This window comes from Modestobacter sp. VKM Ac-2978, from assembly GCF_026968025.1.
GTDB lineage: Bacteria > Actinomycetota > Actinomycetes > Mycobacteriales > Geodermatophilaceae > Modestobacter.
The window spans coordinates 83,924-99,030 of record NZ_JAPVBP010000009.1 but is presented as its reverse complement, the minus strand read 5'-3'; the positions used below and the strand labels follow the sequence as shown (position 1 = coordinate 99,030).

Here is a 15,107-nt window from a genome sequence, read left to right as displayed (position 1 = left end):
CATGCGCGGCATCGCCTACGACCGGTTCGGTGACGAGTCGGTCCTGCAGTTGCGCGACGACCTGCCCGAGCCCCCGGTGGGGCCGGACACGGTGCTGGTCCGCACCCGCGCGGCCGGGGTCAACCCGGTGGACATGGGCATCCGGGCGGGCGGGCTGGCCGGCTTCTTCCCGCACCACTTCCCGATCGTGCCGGGCTGGGACCTGGCCGGTGTCGTGGAGCAGGTCGGGCCGGCGGTGGTCGACTTCGCCCCCGGTGACGAGGTCTTCGGTTACCTGCGCCGGGACGACGTCCAGTGGGGGACGACGGCCGAGCTCGTGCCCGCCCCGCAGCGGTGCATCGCGCACAAGCCCGACTCGCTGGGGTTCACCGAGGCCGCCGCGCTGCCGCTGGCCGGGCTGACCGCCTACCAGGCGCTCACCGAGGCACTCGACGTCGGCGAGGGCGACCGGGTGCTGGTGCACCGGGCCGCCGGCGGGGTCGGCTTCTTCGCCGTACAGATCGCCGCCGCGCTCGGCGCACACGTCATCGGCACCGCCAGCCCGCGCAACCACGGCTTCCTGACCGACGCCGGCGCCGCCGAGGTGCTCGACTACAACGCCGGCCCGATCTCCGGGCAGCTGTCCGAGCCGGTCGACGCCGTCCTGGACCTGGTCGGTGGGCCGGCGCTGGGCGACGCGCCCGACCAGGTGCGTGACCCGAGTCGGATCGCCAGCGTCGTCGACCCGGCGGTGCTCGACCTCGGCGGCCGGTACGTCTTCGTCCGCCCCGAGCGGCACGACCTGGAGGAGCTCGGCCGGATGGCCGACGCCGGGCAGCTGCGGGTGGCGATCGCCAAGGCGTTCCCGCTGGCGCAGACCGCCGACGCCCAGCGGCTGGTGGCCGAGGGGCACGTGCGCGGCAAGGTCGTCATCACGCTCCCCTGATCCCGCCTCACATGGTCGGGCCGCTCCCGTTGGCGGCCCGACCGCCGCGAGGGGCCACGCTCAGCGCGACCGTCACCGTGTCGCCGTCGTCGAACCGCTCCGCCGCGCGGACGTGCTGCTTCACCGGGAGCACGTAGCCGCCGGCGCGCGGGAGCAGCGAGGTCTCCCACTCGGTGGTGCCGATCTGCACGCGCACCGGGACCGCGCCCCAGCCGTAGCTGGCCACGGTGGCCTCGGCCCGGATGCGGTCGCACACGTCCGCGGGCAGGGGCAGCCAGTGGAACGGCGCCGGACCACGCCACTCGAACAGCTCTGCGGTGAAGGTCGCGTCCACGCCGCCGGAGGCTAGTGGCGATCAGCGGACGGCGGTGCTCGTCCTGCCCGGCACGGTGGGCGCCGGACGGTGGGGCGGACCTAGGGTGGCCCTCGTGCTCGCGCCGCCCGTCGACGATGCCGACGTCCCGAGGTACTGGCGGGAGCTGGGGCTGCCCGGGCTGGTCGACGTGCACGTGCACTTCCTCCCCGCGCGGGTGCAGGCGAAGGTCTGGCAGTACTTCGCCGAGGCCGAGACGCACTACGGGGCGCCGTGGCCGGTCACCTACGCGCTGCCGGTCGAGGAGCGGCTGGCGGTGCTGGCGGCGCTCGGCGTCTGCGCCTTCCCGACGCTGCCCTACCCGCACCGGCCGGGGATGGCCGCCTGGCTGAACGACGAGGCAGCCGCGTTCGCGGCCGAGCACCCGGCCGTGCTGCAGTCGGCCACGTTCTTCCCGGAGCCCTCGGCGGCGGCCTACGTCGCCGAGGCGCTGGACGCCGGCGCCCGGGTGTTCAAGGTGCACGTGCAGGTCGGCTCGTTCGACCCGCGGGACCCGCTGCTGGACGCCGTGTGGGCCCGGCTGGCCGAGACCGGCACCCCGGTGGTCATCCACTGCGGCTCCGGGCCGCTGCGCGGGGAGCACACCGGCCCGGCGCCGATGGCCGGCCTGCTGGAGCGCCACCCGCGGCTCCAGTTGGTGATCGCGCACCTCGGGATGCCGGAGTACGCGGCGTTCCTGGACCTCGCCGAGCGGTACGAGCGGGTGCACCTGGACACCACGATGTTCGCCACCGACTTCACCGAGCGGCTGATGCCCTTCGACCGGGCGCTGCTGCCCCGGCTGGCCGCGCTGCGGGACAAGGTGGTGCTCGGCAGCGACTTCCCGGCCATCCCGTACCCCTACGCCCACCAGTTGGCCGCACTGCACCGGCTGGACCTGGGGGAGGAGTGGCTGCGGGCGGTCCTCTGGCACAACGGTGCACGGCTGTTCGGGGTCACCGCCTAACCTCGTCCCTCGTGAACTCTGCGCCGCTGGTCCTGCCCGAGGGCCTCTCCGCCCGCCCGATCCGCCCCGACGACGCCGTTGCCGTCGCCGAACTGCTCGCCGTGGCCGAGGCGGTCGACGACACCGGGCTGCACGAGTCCCCCGAGGACCTCACCGGGCTGTGGGTCAGCGAGCTGGTCGACCTGGAGCGGGACACCCGGCTGGTGAGCACCGCCGACGGCACCGTCGTCGGCTACGCCACCACGATCGCCCCGCCCACGTTCCGGGACGCCTACGGCGTGCACCTGCAGGGGCGGGTGCTGCCGGAGTGGCGGGGCCGGGGCATCGGCCGGGCGCTGCTCGCCTGGCAGCTGGCGCGGGGCGCGGAGCTGCACGCCGAGCGGCACCCGGAGTCACCGGCCCGGCTGACCGCCACCGTGTACACGACGATGCCCTCGCTGGAGGCGCTGGTGCGCCGGGCCGGGCTGGAGGCGGTCCGCTGGTTCTTCCACATGGAGCGCCCGCTCACCGACCTGCCGCCGCGGCGCCGGCTCGACGGCATCGACATGGTGCCGTTCACCTGGGACCGCGACGAGGAGGTGCGGCTGGCGCACAACGCCGCCTTCACCGAGCACTACGGCTCCAGCGAGCGCGACGTCGCCTCCTGGCAGGTCATGTTCACCGGCATGCGGACCTTCCGCCCGGACCTGTCGGTGCTGGCCGTCGAGGACGGCGAGGTGCTCGGCTACGCGCTGGCCTACGTCTCCGAGGCGACCGCCGCGGCCAGCGGCTCCCGGGAGAGCTACTTCGGCCAGATCGGCGTCCTCCCGGCCGCCCGGGGCCGGGGTGTCTCCAAGGCCGTGATCATCGAGGCGATGCACGCCGCCGCGGCACAGGACTGCCAGACCTCCGGGCTGGAGGTCGACAGCGAGAACGTCACCGGCGCGCTGGGGCTGTACGAGAGCCTCGGCTTCGCCACCGCCCGCACCCAGGTCTCCTGGTCCCGGCGGCTGGCCCCGCTCAGCTGACGCACCGGAGGGGCCGACGCCGCGACGTCGGCCCCTCCGTGGCGGTCAGGCCGCCAGCACCATCTCGGCGGGCAGGTCGTCCTTCTTCGCCCGGATCAGCACGATGCTGATGACCAGCGCGACCGCCAGGAACACCGCGGCCCAGATGAAGGCCACGTGGTACCCCTGCACGAAGGCGGCGCCCGGCGCCGCACCCGGGTTGTCGACGAGGTACCCGGTGACCGCCGAGGCGTAGAAGGTGTTCAGCAGGGCCAGGCCGAGCGAGCCGCCGACCTGCTGGCTGGTGTTGAGCACGGCCGAGGCGATCCCCGTGTCGTGGCTCTCCACCCCGACCAGCGCCGTGCTGGACGCCGGGACGAACACCGCTGCCATGCCGAGGCTGATCGCCAGCAGGGCCGGCAGCACCTCGGTGACGTACGAACTGGTCTCACCGATCCGGGTCAGCCAGAGCATGCCCAACGCAGCCAGCACCAGCCCACCGATGATCAGCGGTCGCGGCCCGATCCGGGGGAGCACCTGGGAGACGATGCCGGCGCCCACGATGATCCCGGCGCTGAAGGGCAGGAAGGCGAAGCCGGAGTCCAGCGGGCTGTACCCCAGGGTCTGCTGGAAGTAGAAGGTCAGGAACAGGAAGATCGCGAAGATCCCGGCCCCCACCAGCAGGAAGACCAGGTACGAGCCGCCCCGGTTGCGGTCCAGGACCACGCGCAGCGGCAGCAGCGGGTGGCTGGCCCGCTGCTCGTAGAGCACGAAGGTCACCAGCAGGACGGCGGCGGCGGCCAGCAGGGCCAGGGTGACCGGGTCGGTCCAGCCCACGCCCTCCTCGGCGGCCTTGCTGAAGCCGTAGACCAGGCTGACCAGGCCGGCGGCCGACAGCAGCACGCCCGGCACGTCGTAGCGACGATCGCCGTCGGCGCGGCTCTCCTTCACCAGGCCGATCGCGAAGACGGCGGTGGCCAGGGCGATCGGCACGTTGACGCCCAGCGTCCAGCGCCACGAGGCGTACTCGGTGAGCACCCCACCGAGGATCAGGCCGATCGCGGCGCCACCACCGGAGATGGCACCGAAGACGCCGAAGGCGCGGGCCCGCTCCTTGGGGTCGGTGAAGGTGACCGCCAGGAGGGACAGCGCGGCCGGCGCGAGCAGCGCCGCGAACGCACCCTGCAGGCCACGGGCGGCGAACAGCAGCTCCTGGTTGGGAGCCAGGCCGCCCAGTGCGGAGGCGCCGGCGAAGCCGATCAGGCCGATCAGGAAGGCGCGCTTGCGGCCGGTGAAGTCGGCGATCCGCCCGCCGAGCAGCAGCAGCCCGCCGAAGGCGAGCGTGTAGGCGGTGACCACCCACTGGATGTTCGCCGCGCTGATGCCCAGGTCGAGGCCGGCGTCGGGGAGCGCGATGTTCACGATCGAGGCGTCCAGCACGACCATCAGCTGGGCGACGGCGATGACGGCGAGGGCCAGCCAGCGGCGGGGGTCCGGCCCCTCGGTGTCCGGTGCGGGCGGTGGTGGCGCGTCGGGGACGGTGGTCCCCGGCGGGGTGATCAGGCTGTCTGCGGGCATGGCGGAGCCGTCCTTCCTGCGCAGGGCGCAGATCGGGCTGAGGGGACGAGGGCAGGGGAGGGCTCACGGCCGGCGACGGTGCGCGGTCGCGTGGTGCAGGAGGAGCCCGGGCAGGCGCGACGGCGCGACGGTGCGCGGTCGGGGAGGGGAGTGCCTGCCGGAGGAGGGCCGGCGGGGTCGAGGCCGGCGGGGTGGGGAGCGGGTCAGCTCACGGGTCGGGCCAGTCCGCCGCCGACCAGTCGCAGGCAGTCGCGGACGAGGTCCAGGAAGTGGTCGAAGGAGTCGTCGGGGTCCCAGGCCTCGATCGCCGTGTTGAAGGCGGCGAAGGTGGTGTTGAGGACCAGGGCGGCGTGCAGCTCCTCGCCGTCGGGGGTGCGACGGGCGACCCACTCCCGCAGGTCGGGCCCGAAGCTGTCACAGACGTCCCGCGACGAGTCGCAGAGCTCCGGTGACTGCTCGAACAGCCGCTTCTGCAGGGGCAGGCGGTCGGCGAGGAGTTCCGCCAGGCTGAGGGCGAGACCGGTGAGCGCCTCCCACAGCGGCTCGCCCTTCGGACAGTCCGCCAGGAGAGCGCGCCACTGCTGCAGCTCCTGCGGATCGAGGTCGTAGACGACGGCTTCCTTGCTGCGGAAGTAGCTGAAGAACGTCGTCCGGGAGACACCGGCCTCAGCGGCGATGTCCTCCACGCTCACCGCGTCGAACCCGCGTTCGCTGATCAGGCGCAGCGCGGTCGAGCGGATCGTCCGCCAGGCCTCGAGCTTCTTGCGTTCCCGCAGGCCCAGCACGCGACCGACCGGGCAGTGCGGGGTCTTCCCCTGTCCGGATCCGGTCACGTGAGCACCGTAGGACAGAAACTGAACGGAGTACAGACATTTACCCAGTCCAGTTTCGTGAACATCGTGCGACCGATCGACGGCCGTCGCGAGGCGTAGGGTCGACGGGATGCGGAGCACCCTGCGGACGGCCGTCGTGGCCTCGGCTGCGCTCGGCGCCGCGGTGCTCGGCGCACCGGCGACCGCCTCGGCGGAGGAGCCCGGTCCCCAGCTGCGCAGCACGGTGGGGAGCACGGTCGGGTACGACGTCTCGTACCCCCAGTGCGACCGGACGCTCCCCGACGACGCGGCGTTCGCGGTGATCGGCGTCAACGGCGGCATCGCTACCACGGAGAACCGCTGTCTCGCCGACCAGTGGGAGTGGGCGGACGACTCCTCGGGTGCCGTGCCGGCCCAGCCGCGGGCGCAGCTCTACGTGAACACCGCCAACCCCGGCGAGGTGCGCGAGCAGGTGACCACCTGGCCTCGGCTGGGCGTCAACCGCTACGGGGTGTGCGACGGCGACAACAGCGCTGCCTGCTCCTACGAGTACGGCGTCGACCGGGCCGAGGACGACGTCCGGATCGTGCTGGACACCCTGGGCGACCTCGACGGGGACGCCGCCATCGAGGACCGGGCCGACCTCGTCGGCCTGCGCTGGTGGCTGGACGTCGAGACGATGAACACCTGGCAGACCGACGGCGCCGCGGCGCAGCGGAACAACCGGGCCACCCTGGAGGGGATGACCGACCACCTGGAGTCGGTGGGCGGCCGGGTCGGGCTCTACTCGACCGGCTACCAGTGGGGCGAGATCGTCGGTGACGTGCCCTCGTGGAGCAGTCTGCACGGGCTGGACAGCTGGCTGGCCGGCGCCCGCAGCCTCTCCGGCGCGGTGGCGAACTGCTCCGACTCCCCGCTCGTCGACGGCGGCCGGGTGATCATGACCCAGTACGTCGAGGACGACCTGGACCACAACCACTCCTGCGTCGCGGCCGCCCTCTCGGCCCCGGCCACCACGGCCCCGGCCACCACGACGCGGAGCACCACGGCCCCCGCCACCACCGCGCCGAGCACCACGGCCCCCGCCAGCGCGACGCCGACCACCGCGGGCGCGTCCGGCTGAGTGGTTAGGGTGCGCGGCATGGTCAGCGTCGATCAGCCCGCCTCCCCGCTCGCCCCCGACCTCCGCCTGGTCGCCCGCACCCACCGGCGGCTGGAGCCGCTGCACTCGCACGTCTACTTCGCGCCGGAGACCGACGAGCACCTGACCGGAGCCGGCCTCCGCCCGGGCCGGATGGTCTACTTCGCCGGCCGCGCGGCGGCGATGGGCGCGGTCGGCCCGGGCGTGGTGACCGCCACCTTCGCCAACTTCGCCCCGGCGATCGTGGCCCGGCACCTGCCCCGTGCCTGGACCCTCGCCACCCCGGAGCAGGTGCTCACCGCCCGGACCGCGGCCGCGCGCGCCTCGCTCACCCGGCTCCTCGACGGCGCCGACGAGAGCAGCCTGCGCGAGCTGGCCGGCCTGCTCCGCGAGGCGTGCACAGCGCTGACGCCGGAGGCCCGGCCGCTTTTCGCCGCCCACGCCGACCTGCCCTGGCCGGACGAGCCGCTGCTGCAGGTGTGGCACGGCGTCACGCTGCTCCGCGAGCACCGCGGCGACGGGCACGTGCTCAGCGTGGTCCGGCACGGGCTGACCGGGCTGGAGGCGCTGGTCACCCACACGCTCACCGGCCGCGGGTTCACCCGCGAGGCCGCCCAGGCGACCCGCGGCTGGTCCGACGAGGAGTGGACGGCGGCGCTGGACGGGCTCACCGAGCGCGGCCTGGTCGCCGACGGCGCGCTCACCGAGGCCGGCCAGCAGCTGCGGGCGTCGATCGAGCAGGAGACCGACGCGCTGTCGGCCGCCCCGTTCGTGCACCTGGGCACCGAGCGCACCGAACAGGTCGCCGCGCTCGCCGGCGACCTGACCGGCCGGCTGCTGGGCAACGGCGCGTTCCCGGCCGGCGTGCTGTCCCGGTCGTGACCGGCGCGCGGCTGCCGGACGCCGTCGGGGACACCCCGGCCGCGGAGGTGCTGCGGGCCCGGCGCGGGGGAGAGCTGTCCGGGCTGGACCGCCTCCTGCTGCACAGCCCCGCCGTCGCCGAGGGGTGGAGCGCGCTGCTCGGGGCGCTGCGCAACGGGACGACGCTGACCGCCGACCTGACCGAGCTGGTGGTGCTGCGGATCGCCGTCCTCAACGGGGCGGGGTTCGAGTGGGTCGCGCACGAGCCGGCCGCCCGCCGGGCCGGGGTCACCGACGCCCAGCTCGCCGCACTGCGGACCCCCGACGCGGCCGCGGCGCCGGTGTTCTCCCCGGTCCAGACCGCGGTGCTGCGGTTCACCGATGCGTCGAGCCGGCAGGTCGACGTCCCCGATGCGGTCTTCTCCGCCGTGCGTGCGCACCTGGACGACCGGCAGGTGGTCGAGCTCGTGACCACCGTGGCCGGCTACGCGATGGTCTCCCGGTTCCTGGTCGCGCTGCGGGTGCCGGCTCCGGCCGGCGAGGTCGCCGGCTGACTCTCCCCACGTCGTCCACCCCCCGGTCGGGCGACGGGGATGCCCAGGAGCGCCCTCGCGTGTCACGATGGACGACGGCCCGCGCGACGGACGCGGCCCTGGGACGACGGGAGGTGCTGGGCCGTGCGATCGGAGCCTCCCAGTTGCAGTCCCGAGGTCCCCTCCCGCTGACGCCGCCGGTTCGCTGAGCCGGGCGGGCACGCGTACGGGGACCTCCCGCGCCCACCCGTCCCCGCGTCCCCGGGAGCCCGCCGTGGCCGATCGTCGCCTCGCCCCCCGCACCGCCCTGTCCACCCTCACCCGCCGGCCCCGCGCCGTCCTCGTGCCCCCGCGGCCGGCCGAGCAGCCCGGTCCGGAGACCGCGGCCGAGCGGCGCTCGCGGATGGTCGACAACGCCGTCTACGCCGCCGGACGGCGGATCGCCACGCCCGCATCGGCGGCCGAGAGCCACGAGTGGCTGACCGAGGGCTTCGACGACCGGATGGTCTGGCTCGGGCTGTACCGCCCGGAGCCGGCCGCGCTGGGCGAGCTGGCCGAGCAGTACGACCTGCCCGACCTCGCGGTCGAGGACGCCATCCACGCCCACCAGCGGCCGAAGTTCGAGCGGTACGGGGACACGCTGTTCGTCGTCCTCAAGGCCGCCCGCTACCTGGACGAGGCCGAGGAGGTGGAGTTCGGCGAGCTGCACCTGTTCCTCGGCAAGGACTTCGCCATCACCGTGCGGCACGCCGAGTCGCCGGACCTGGCCCGGGTGCGCCGCCGGCTGGAGAGCTCGCCGGAGCTGCTGGCCCGCGGTTCGGAGGCGGTGCTGTACGCGATCCTGGACGCCGTCGTCGACGGGTACGCCCCGGTCGTCGCCGGGCTGGACAAGGACATCGACGAGATCGAGGTCGAGGTCTTCCGCGGTGACCCGCAGGTGTCGCGGCGCATCTACGAGCTGTCCCAGGAGGTCCTGGACTTCCAGCGGGCGGTCCAGCCGCTGACCGGCATCCTCGCCGCGATCACCGCCGGGTTCGAGAAGTACGGCGTCGACGAGGAGCTGCGCAGCCACCTGCGGGACGTCGCCGACCACGTCACCTCCACCACCGAGCGGGTCGAGGGCTTCCGGCTGCAGCTGCGCGACATCCTCACCGTGAACGCCACGCTGGTCGCCCAGCGGCAGAACGAGGAGATGAAGACCCTCACCGAGACCAGCCTCGCCCAGGGCGAGGAGGTCAAGAAGATCTCCGCCTGGGCCGCCATCCTCTTCGCCCCCAGCCTCGTGGGCGGGGTCTACGGGATGAACTTCGAGAACATGCCGGAGACCGACTGGCAGTACGGCTACCCGCTCGCCGTGGTGCTGATGTTCATGGTCAGCCTCACGCTGTACGTGATCTTCAAGCGCCGCGACTGGATCTGAGGGTCACGGGGAGGGCGTCCCGGTCGGCTCGACCACGAGGTCGATGACGGCGAGCCGGAACGGGTTCACCGTGCCGAACCGGGCGGCCTGCTCGGCGTCGTCGACGGGGGCGAAGTCGCGGATCAGGCTGCGCTTGACCGCGAAGACCGCATCGGCGTCCAGGTACGGGCTGCCGTCGACGAAGACGTGCGTGGTCACCGGCACGAACCCGGGCGCATCGGCGATGAAGTGCACGTGCGCCGGCCGGAACGGCGGCCGGTCGGTCGCCGCGAGCAGCTCGCCGACCGGGCCGTCCGTGGGGATCGGGTAGTGCGCGGGGACGGTGGTGCGGAACCAGAACCGGCCCTCCTCGTCGGTGGTGAACAGGCCGCGGCCGTTGCCCGCGGGTTGCACGTCGGGCTGCTGGACGTCGTAGAAGCCGTGCTCGTCGGCCTGCCACACGTCGACGCTCGCCCCGGGCACCGGCTCACCGCCGACCGAGAGCACCCGGCCGGTGATGACGCAGGGCTGGTCGCCGCCCACCTCGTCGATCGCGTCGCCGTTGCGGCGCGGTGGCGAGACGGTCATGTGGAAGGGCCCGAGGACGGTCGCCTCCGTGGCGCCGCCGACCTTGCGGTGGTTGATGTTCTCCACCAGCGACGAGATCCCGAGGACGTCGGAGAGCAGCACGAACTCCTGCCGCACGTCGTCGCACTGCTGCCCGGTGCGGGTGAGGAAGTCGATCGCGTGCTCCCACTCGGCGAGCGTCGGTTCCACCTCCCGGATCGCGGTGTGCAGCCCGCGCACGAGCGCGCCCAGCAGCTCCTGCAGCCGACTGTCCGGTGTCCCGGCGAAGCTGGCGACGACGGCGTCGGTGATCGTGTGCTCGTCGATGTCGGCGGTGACGTCGTCGGTCATGCGCTGCCCCCTGGCGGGTCGAGCGGGACGACCGGCGGCTGGAGCGCCGACGGCCCGGCGGTGACGTGGTGACGGTGTGCAGTGTCGTCCGCGAGCCGAGCGGGGGGTGGGCCGCGCGCTCGGGAACACCTGGGGGACGTGTGCCGTTATGCTGGCCGTACAACTACACAGGGGGGCGATTGGTCTCGACTGCGGTCGTTTGACCAGGGGAAGCGAGCCGAGGAAGGCAACGATGATCTCGTTAACCATCCGTTGCAAAAAACACAAGCGCCGATTCCAATCAGCGCGACTTCGCTCTCGCTGCCTAACAGCAGCTAGGCGAGTCTGTCAGCCCGGGTTCGTCATCGGCCCGGATCCTGGCATCAGCTAGATGACTCACCGCACGCATCGGTCGCGGGTGCGTGTGGGACACCACACAGCGACTGGGCCCGTCATCCCGACTCGTTCGTGAGATCGGGAGGGCCGAGCAGAGGCAGAGCGAACTGCGCTCGGAGAAGCCCTGGTGATGCGTCGCAGGACGCGGGTTCGATTCCCGCCGCCTCCACCACAGGATCGTCCTCGACGAGCTGGTCCGGTTCCCGGGTCCGCCGCTCGAGGTGTATCCGCTGGTGAAGCCCCCGTTCCACCACGTAGGGCCCGGTCACTCGACCGGGCCCTACGTGCGTCCGGTGCCGGTGCCCGGGCTGGGGAGCTCAGGCCGACGGTTCGTGGACGACGGTCATGAACAGCGGTGAGCGCGTCTCCGTGTCGGTCAGCACGAGGAGGAAGGGCCGGTCGAACGAGACGACCGCCGACGGGGGTGCCGCTGCCGCCTCCTCGACCACCACGGCGGTGGCAGCGGCCGCTTCGGTGCCCTCCTCGTCCACGTCGAGGAACGCCTGCTGCACGACCCGCGAGATGAAGAGGCCGTCCCGGCCGAGGGCGGAGTAGTCACCCGCGACAGGGAGCCCCATCGAGGCCAGCACGTCCAGCAGTTGGTGCGACTGCTCGAGCTCCAGCCGCGGCAGCTGCACGCCCACCTCCGCCGACTCGGCCGCCTGCAGGTCGGTGAGGGTGGCGGCGTCGACGGTGCACGGGTCGGTGCCCTCGGGCGGCAGGACGGCGACGGCGCTGAGCGTGCCGTCGCGGTAGGCCAGCTCGACCGACTGCCAGCCGTCCGCGGTGCGGTGGGCACCCGTCGCGCCGCTCATCATCTCGACGGTCACCTCGCCGGACGGCGCCGCGAACGGAGCCGGCCGCGTGTCGGTGAAGGGGACCGCCCACCTGGCCCGCAGGTGCAGGGCATTGGTCAGCACGGCGACGGTCGTCGGGTTCAGCGGGTCGTCGAGGAGCTCCTCGATGACCCCGCGGGTGTCCTCCTCGACCGCCGTGTTGATCCGGTCGGTCGCCCCGGCCGGGTCGCCGGCGAAGTCCAGTGCCTGCACGTCCGCGTCGAAGCCCGTCGCGATGTCGTCCAGGTAGTCGGGGTCGGGCTCCATGCCCTCGGCGATCCAGAGGCGGTTGCTCATCTGCAGGGAGTCCGGCGCATCGTCGTCCTCGAGGTCGCCCTCATGGCGGAGGCCGTCGAGCGCGTCGGTGTGGTCGCGGAACGCCGCGACGAGGTCGGGGGACCACTCCGGCAGGTGCAACACGGTCCGGACGGCCTCCGCCGTCTGCCCGCGGCTGGCGGGGTACAGCAGGCTCAGCGCCCCGGCCGCCGAGGTCGGGGACAGCAGCACGGTCTGGTCGGGGGCGCGCTCGCAGACCTCGTGCAGCAGGTCGACACCGAACGCGGTCTGTGCCTCGGCGACGTCGTCCGCCGTCAGCGTCCCCACCGGCACGGGGACGACCTGCCCGCGGTGGCCGAGGGGGTCGGTGCCCGCCGTGCCGCAGGCGGTCAGCGCCGCCGCCGAGCCGGCCGCGACGGCGAGGAGTCGTCCCCGACCGCACCTGGCCATCGCGTCGCTCCTCCCTGGTGTCACCCGCGCCACGGACGGGGTCAGCATGATCGTGCCGGGCCGTGCCGGTACAGGACCGCGCGGCCTTCGTGCTGCTCCCGTGACCTGGGAGGGCGCCGGGACGATGCCGCCGAGGCGCCGGGGCCTGACATCCTCTCCTCGGCGGATCACGACACAGGAGGTCGCATGAGCACGACGGCGGGGCGGGCCCCGGAGCAGCCCGACGAGGAGGAGCGCCGCGGCGGGTTCAGCTCCAGGCGGGTCTTCATCCTGGCGGCGATCGGGTCGGCGGTCGGGCTCGGCAACATCTGGCGGTTCCCCTACGTCGCCTACGAGAACGGCGGCGGCGCCTTCCTGCTGCCCTACCTGATCGCGCTGCTGACCGCCGGCATCCCCTTCCTGCTGCTCGACTACGCGATCGGCCACCGCCACCGCGGCTCGGCACCGCTCTCCTTCGCCCGGCTGCGCCGCGGCACCGAGGGGCTCGGCTGGTGGCAGGTGGGCATCTGCTTCGTCATCGCCGTCTACTACGCCGCGGTCATCGCGTGGGCGCTGCGGTACACCTTCTTCTCCCTCGACCTGGCCTGGGGCGACGACCCCGAGGGCTTCTTCTTCAGCGAGTTCCTCCAGGCCGGCGACGTCCGGGTCACCGCCGACGTGGTGCCCGGGGTGCTCGTGCCCCTCGCGCTGGTCTGGCTGGCCGTCCTGGTGGTCATGGCCCTCGGCGTCCAGCGCGGCATCGGCCTGACCTCGCTGGTCTTCATCCCGGTGCTGGTGCTCGCCTTCGTCGCCCTCGTGGTGCAGGCGCTGCTGCTGCCGGGCGCCGGAGCCGGCCTCGATGCGCTCTTCGCGCCCGACTGGTCGGCACTGACCTCGCCGGCGGTCTGGGCCGCCGCGTTCGGCCAGATCTTCTTCTCGCTGTCGGTCGGCTTCGGCATCATGATCACCTACGCCTCCTACGTCCGCCGCCGCGAGGACATGGTCGGCTCCGGCCTCGTCGTGGGCTTCTCGAACTCCGGCTTCGAGCTGCTCGCCGGGATCGGGGTGTTCGCCGCCCTGGGCTTCATGGCCCAGGCCAGTGGACAGGCGGTCGACGAGGTCGCCAGCGGCGGGATCGGCCTGGCCTTCATCGCCTTCCCGGCGATCATCAGCGAGGCACCGGCCGGCGGCCTCCTCGGCGTGCTGTTCTTCGGGGCGCTGGTCATCGCCGGCATCACCTCGCTGATCAGCGTGATCGAGGTGGTGATCTCCGCGGTCCGCGACAAGCTCGACACCGGCCGCCTCACCGCGACCCTCGCGGTCGGTGTCCCCGCCGCGGTGCTGAGCCTGGTGCTCTTCAGCACGACCAGCGGCATCTACGTGCTCGACGTCGTCGACCACTTCGTCAACCAGTACGGCATCCTCGTCGTGGCGCTGGTCAGCATGCTGGTCGTCTCCTGGGTGGTCCGGGCACTGCCCGGTCTCGGCGGGCACCTCAACGTGCACGGCCGTCCCCGAGTCGGCACCGGCTGGCGCCTGCTGACGAGCGTCGTCGCCCCGGCGGGCCTGGCCGTCGTGCTCGTCCTCGCGCTGCGGGACGACCTGGCCGCGCGCTACGAGGACTACCCGGCCTGGCTCCTGCTGGTCCTCGGCTGGGCGCTGGTCGTGGCGCTGCCGCTCATCGGCTTCCTGCTCGCCCGGCTGCCGTGGCGCGCCGGGACGCACCTGGACGGACCGCCCCCCGGCTCCGATCCGGCGGCGCCGCTGCACGCGCCCGCCACCACGGACCCGACCCCGCACGAGCGCCGGCAGGACGAGGGAGGACCCCGATGAGCACGGCCGCGATCGTGATGATGGTGGTGGCGATGGTCGTGATCTGGGGCGGCCTCGCCCTGGCCGTCGCCAGCCTGCTGCACCACGGCGCCGTCGAGGAGCGCGCCGAGGGCCCGCGCCGGGACCGCTGACCCCGGCGGACGGCGGGTCGGGGCGTCGACGACGCCCCGACCGTCACATGTCGCGGTAGCGGACGGCTGCGGCCAACTGCTCCGTCAGCTCCGCCCGGGCGACCTGGCGGCCCGGCACCTCGGGGAAGCCGTCGCCGGGGACCGCGTAGGGCACGACGTAGGCCGCCGTGTCGCGCTGGAAGCGCCAGCCCTCCGCGAGCGGGCCGACGTCGTGGGCGTCGTAGCCGATCGAGTCGAGGAACGCCGACACCGTCTGCTTGGCCGTCTCGTCGTCCCCGGCGATCGGCAGCACGGAGCGCTCGGGGTCGCCCACGGGCCGCTGCAGGGTGCCGAGCTGGGTGACGTAGATGTTGTTGAAGGCCTTCACGACCTGCGCCTCCGGCAGGTGTGCCTGGAGCAGCTCGCTGGTGGTCGTCGACTCGTCGTCGAGCTCGGCGATGCGCCCGTCACGCTCGGGGTAGTAGTTGTTCGTGTCGATCACGACCTTGCCGCGCAGCGGCTCGACCGGCACCTCGCGGTAGGCCTTGAGCGGCACGGTCACCACGACGACGTCGCCGGCCGCGGCGGCCTCGGCCGCGGTGGCCGCCCGGGCCCTCGGACCGAGCTGGTCGATGAGGTCGGTGAGGGTCTCCGGCCCCCGGCTGTTGCTGAGCACGACGTCGTGGCCGGCGTCGACCGCGAGCCGGGCGACGGTGCTGCCGATGTTGCCGCTGCCGATGAGTCCGATGGTGGTCATGCCCGCGGCAAGCGAGCCG

General features: G+C 73.4%; 15 protein-coding genes and 1 other RNA gene. 10 read left to right on the top strand and 6 right to left on the bottom strand.

Translation table 11 applies throughout. The annotated features are described in order from the left end of the window. Position 1 precedes the first annotated feature (1 nt). Entirely contained in the window at positions 2–925 is a 924-nt protein-coding gene (locus O2W53_RS20055; RefSeq protein ID WP_269164830.1) for an NADP-dependent oxidoreductase, read from the top strand. Between the two features lie 7 nt (positions 926–932). Here the strand turns inward: O2W53_RS20055 and O2W53_RS20050 are convergent, their stop codons facing one another. Beyond that, positions 933–1,259: a DUF1905 domain-containing protein gene (locus tag O2W53_RS20050; protein ID WP_269164829.1), complete on the bottom strand. Its 327-nt coding sequence runs from the start codon at positions 1,257–1,259 to the stop codon at positions 933–935. Between the two features lie 94 nt (positions 1,260–1,353). Between O2W53_RS20050 and O2W53_RS20045 the strand changes: the two genes are divergently transcribed. Next, positions 1,354–2,244: an amidohydrolase family protein gene (locus O2W53_RS20045; RefSeq protein WP_269164828.1), complete on the top strand. Its 891-nt coding sequence runs from the start codon at positions 1,354–1,356 to the stop codon at positions 2,242–2,244. Between the two features lie 11 nt (positions 2,245–2,255). Further along, on the top strand, positions 2,256–3,251 hold the full coding sequence (locus O2W53_RS20040; RefSeq protein WP_269164827.1) for a GNAT family N-acetyltransferase: 996 nt from the start codon (positions 2,256–2,258) through the stop codon (positions 3,249–3,251). A gap of 45 nt (positions 3,252–3,296) precedes the next feature. Here O2W53_RS20040 and O2W53_RS20035 read toward each other — a convergent pair whose 3' ends face one another. Both O2W53_RS20035 and O2W53_RS20030 read right to left on the bottom strand, forming a co-directional pair. Continuing rightward, positions 3,297–4,808 (bottom strand): MFS transporter, encoded by a 1,512-nt coding sequence (locus O2W53_RS20035; protein WP_269164826.1) that lies wholly within the window; start codon positions 4,806–4,808, stop codon positions 3,297–3,299. A 203-nt stretch (positions 4,809–5,011) separates the two neighbouring features. Further along, entirely contained in the window at positions 5,012–5,641 is a 630-nt protein-coding gene (locus O2W53_RS20030; protein ID WP_269164825.1) for a TetR family transcriptional regulator, read from the bottom strand. A gap of 109 nt (positions 5,642–5,750) precedes the next feature. Between O2W53_RS20030 and O2W53_RS20025 the strand changes: the two genes are divergently transcribed. From O2W53_RS20025 to corA, 4 genes are all read left to right on the top strand, one after another. Next, positions 5,751–6,743 carry a hypothetical protein gene (locus tag O2W53_RS20025; protein ID WP_269164824.1) on the top strand — a complete coding sequence of 331 codons (993 nt, stop codon included), beginning with the start codon at positions 5,751–5,753 and terminating at the stop codon, positions 6,741–6,743. Positions 6,744–6,761: 18 nt separating this feature from the next. Next, a complete protein-coding gene (locus O2W53_RS20020; protein ID WP_269164823.1) occupies positions 6,762–7,643 on the top strand; it encodes an SCO6745 family protein in 882 nt (293 codons plus the stop codon). Next, complete coding sequence (locus tag O2W53_RS20015) at positions 7,640–8,176, top strand: carboxymuconolactone decarboxylase family protein (protein WP_269164822.1); 537 nt, start codon at positions 7,640–7,642, stop codon at positions 8,174–8,176. The genes O2W53_RS20020 and O2W53_RS20015 overlap by 4 nt, the downstream gene beginning before the upstream one ends. 253 nt (positions 8,177–8,429) lie before the next feature. Then, positions 8,430–9,575 carry a magnesium/cobalt transporter CorA gene (gene corA, locus O2W53_RS20010; protein ID WP_269164821.1) on the top strand — a complete coding sequence of 382 codons (1,146 nt, stop codon included), beginning with the start codon at positions 8,430–8,432 and terminating at the stop codon, positions 9,573–9,575. Between the two features lie 3 nt (positions 9,576–9,578). Here the strand turns inward: corA and O2W53_RS20005 are convergent, their stop codons facing one another. Beyond that, complete coding sequence (locus O2W53_RS20005) at positions 9,579–10,472, bottom strand: dioxygenase family protein (RefSeq protein WP_269164820.1); 894 nt, start codon at positions 10,470–10,472, stop codon at positions 9,579–9,581. 171 nt (positions 10,473–10,643) lie between these two features. On the opposite strand from O2W53_RS20005, the gene ssrA reads away from it, so the two are divergent. Further along, positions 10,644–11,019, top strand: a transfer-messenger RNA (tmRNA) gene (gene ssrA, locus O2W53_RS20000). A 145-nt stretch (positions 11,020–11,164) separates the two neighbouring features. On the opposite strand, the gene O2W53_RS19995 is transcribed toward ssrA, so the two are convergent. Then, positions 11,165–12,409 carry a serpin family protein gene (locus O2W53_RS19995; RefSeq protein WP_269164819.1) on the bottom strand — a complete coding sequence of 415 codons (1,245 nt, stop codon included), beginning with the start codon at positions 12,407–12,409 and terminating at the stop codon, positions 11,165–11,167. A gap of 186 nt (positions 12,410–12,595) precedes the next feature. On the opposite strand from O2W53_RS19995, the gene O2W53_RS19990 reads away from it, so the two are divergent. Then, positions 12,596–14,221: a sodium-dependent transporter gene (locus tag O2W53_RS19990; RefSeq protein ID WP_269164818.1), complete on the top strand. Its 1,626-nt coding sequence runs from the start codon at positions 12,596–12,598 to the stop codon at positions 14,219–14,221. Beyond that, positions 14,218–14,352 carry a methionine/alanine import family NSS transporter small subunit gene (locus O2W53_RS19985; RefSeq protein WP_269164817.1) on the top strand — a complete coding sequence of 45 codons (135 nt, stop codon included), beginning with the start codon at positions 14,218–14,220 and terminating at the stop codon, positions 14,350–14,352. The genes O2W53_RS19990 and O2W53_RS19985 overlap by 4 nt, the downstream gene beginning before the upstream one ends. A gap of 43 nt (positions 14,353–14,395) precedes the next feature. On the opposite strand, the gene O2W53_RS19980 is transcribed toward O2W53_RS19985, so the two are convergent. Then, positions 14,396–15,088, bottom strand: a complete 693-nt coding sequence (locus O2W53_RS19980) for an NADPH-dependent F420 reductase (RefSeq protein WP_269164816.1) — start codon at positions 15,086–15,088, stop codon at positions 14,396–14,398. Positions 15,089–15,107: the final 19 nt, after the last annotated feature.

Coding starts and splice junctions, on each gene's coding strand:
- O2W53_RS20005 (WP_269164820.1), bottom strand. CDS start 10,472: ATGACCGACGACGTCACCGCCGACATCGACGAGCACACGATCACCGAC.
- O2W53_RS20025 (WP_269164824.1), top strand. CDS start 5,751: ATGCGGAGCACCCTGCGGACGGCCGTCGTGGCCTCGGCTGCGCTCGGC.
- O2W53_RS20035 (WP_269164826.1), bottom strand. CDS start 4,808: ATGCCCGCAGACAGCCTGATCACCCCGCCGGGGACCACCGTCCCCGAC.
- O2W53_RS20020 (WP_269164823.1), top strand. CDS start 6,762: ATGGTCAGCGTCGATCAGCCCGCCTCCCCGCTCGCCCCCGACCTCCGC.
- O2W53_RS19985 (WP_269164817.1), top strand. CDS start 14,218: ATGAGCACGGCCGCGATCGTGATGATGGTGGTGGCGATGGTCGTGATC.
- O2W53_RS20055 (WP_269164830.1), top strand. CDS start 2: ATGCGCGGCATCGCCTACGACCGGTTCGGTGACGAGTCGGTCCTGCAG.
- O2W53_RS19980 (WP_269164816.1), bottom strand. CDS start 15,088: ATGACCACCATCGGACTCATCGGCAGCGGCAACATCGGCAGCACCGTC.
- O2W53_RS19990 (WP_269164818.1), top strand. CDS start 12,596: ATGAGCACGACGGCGGGGCGGGCCCCGGAGCAGCCCGACGAGGAGGAG.
- O2W53_RS19995 (WP_269164819.1), bottom strand. CDS start 12,409: ATGGCCAGGTGCGGTCGGGGACGACTCCTCGCCGTCGCGGCCGGCTCG.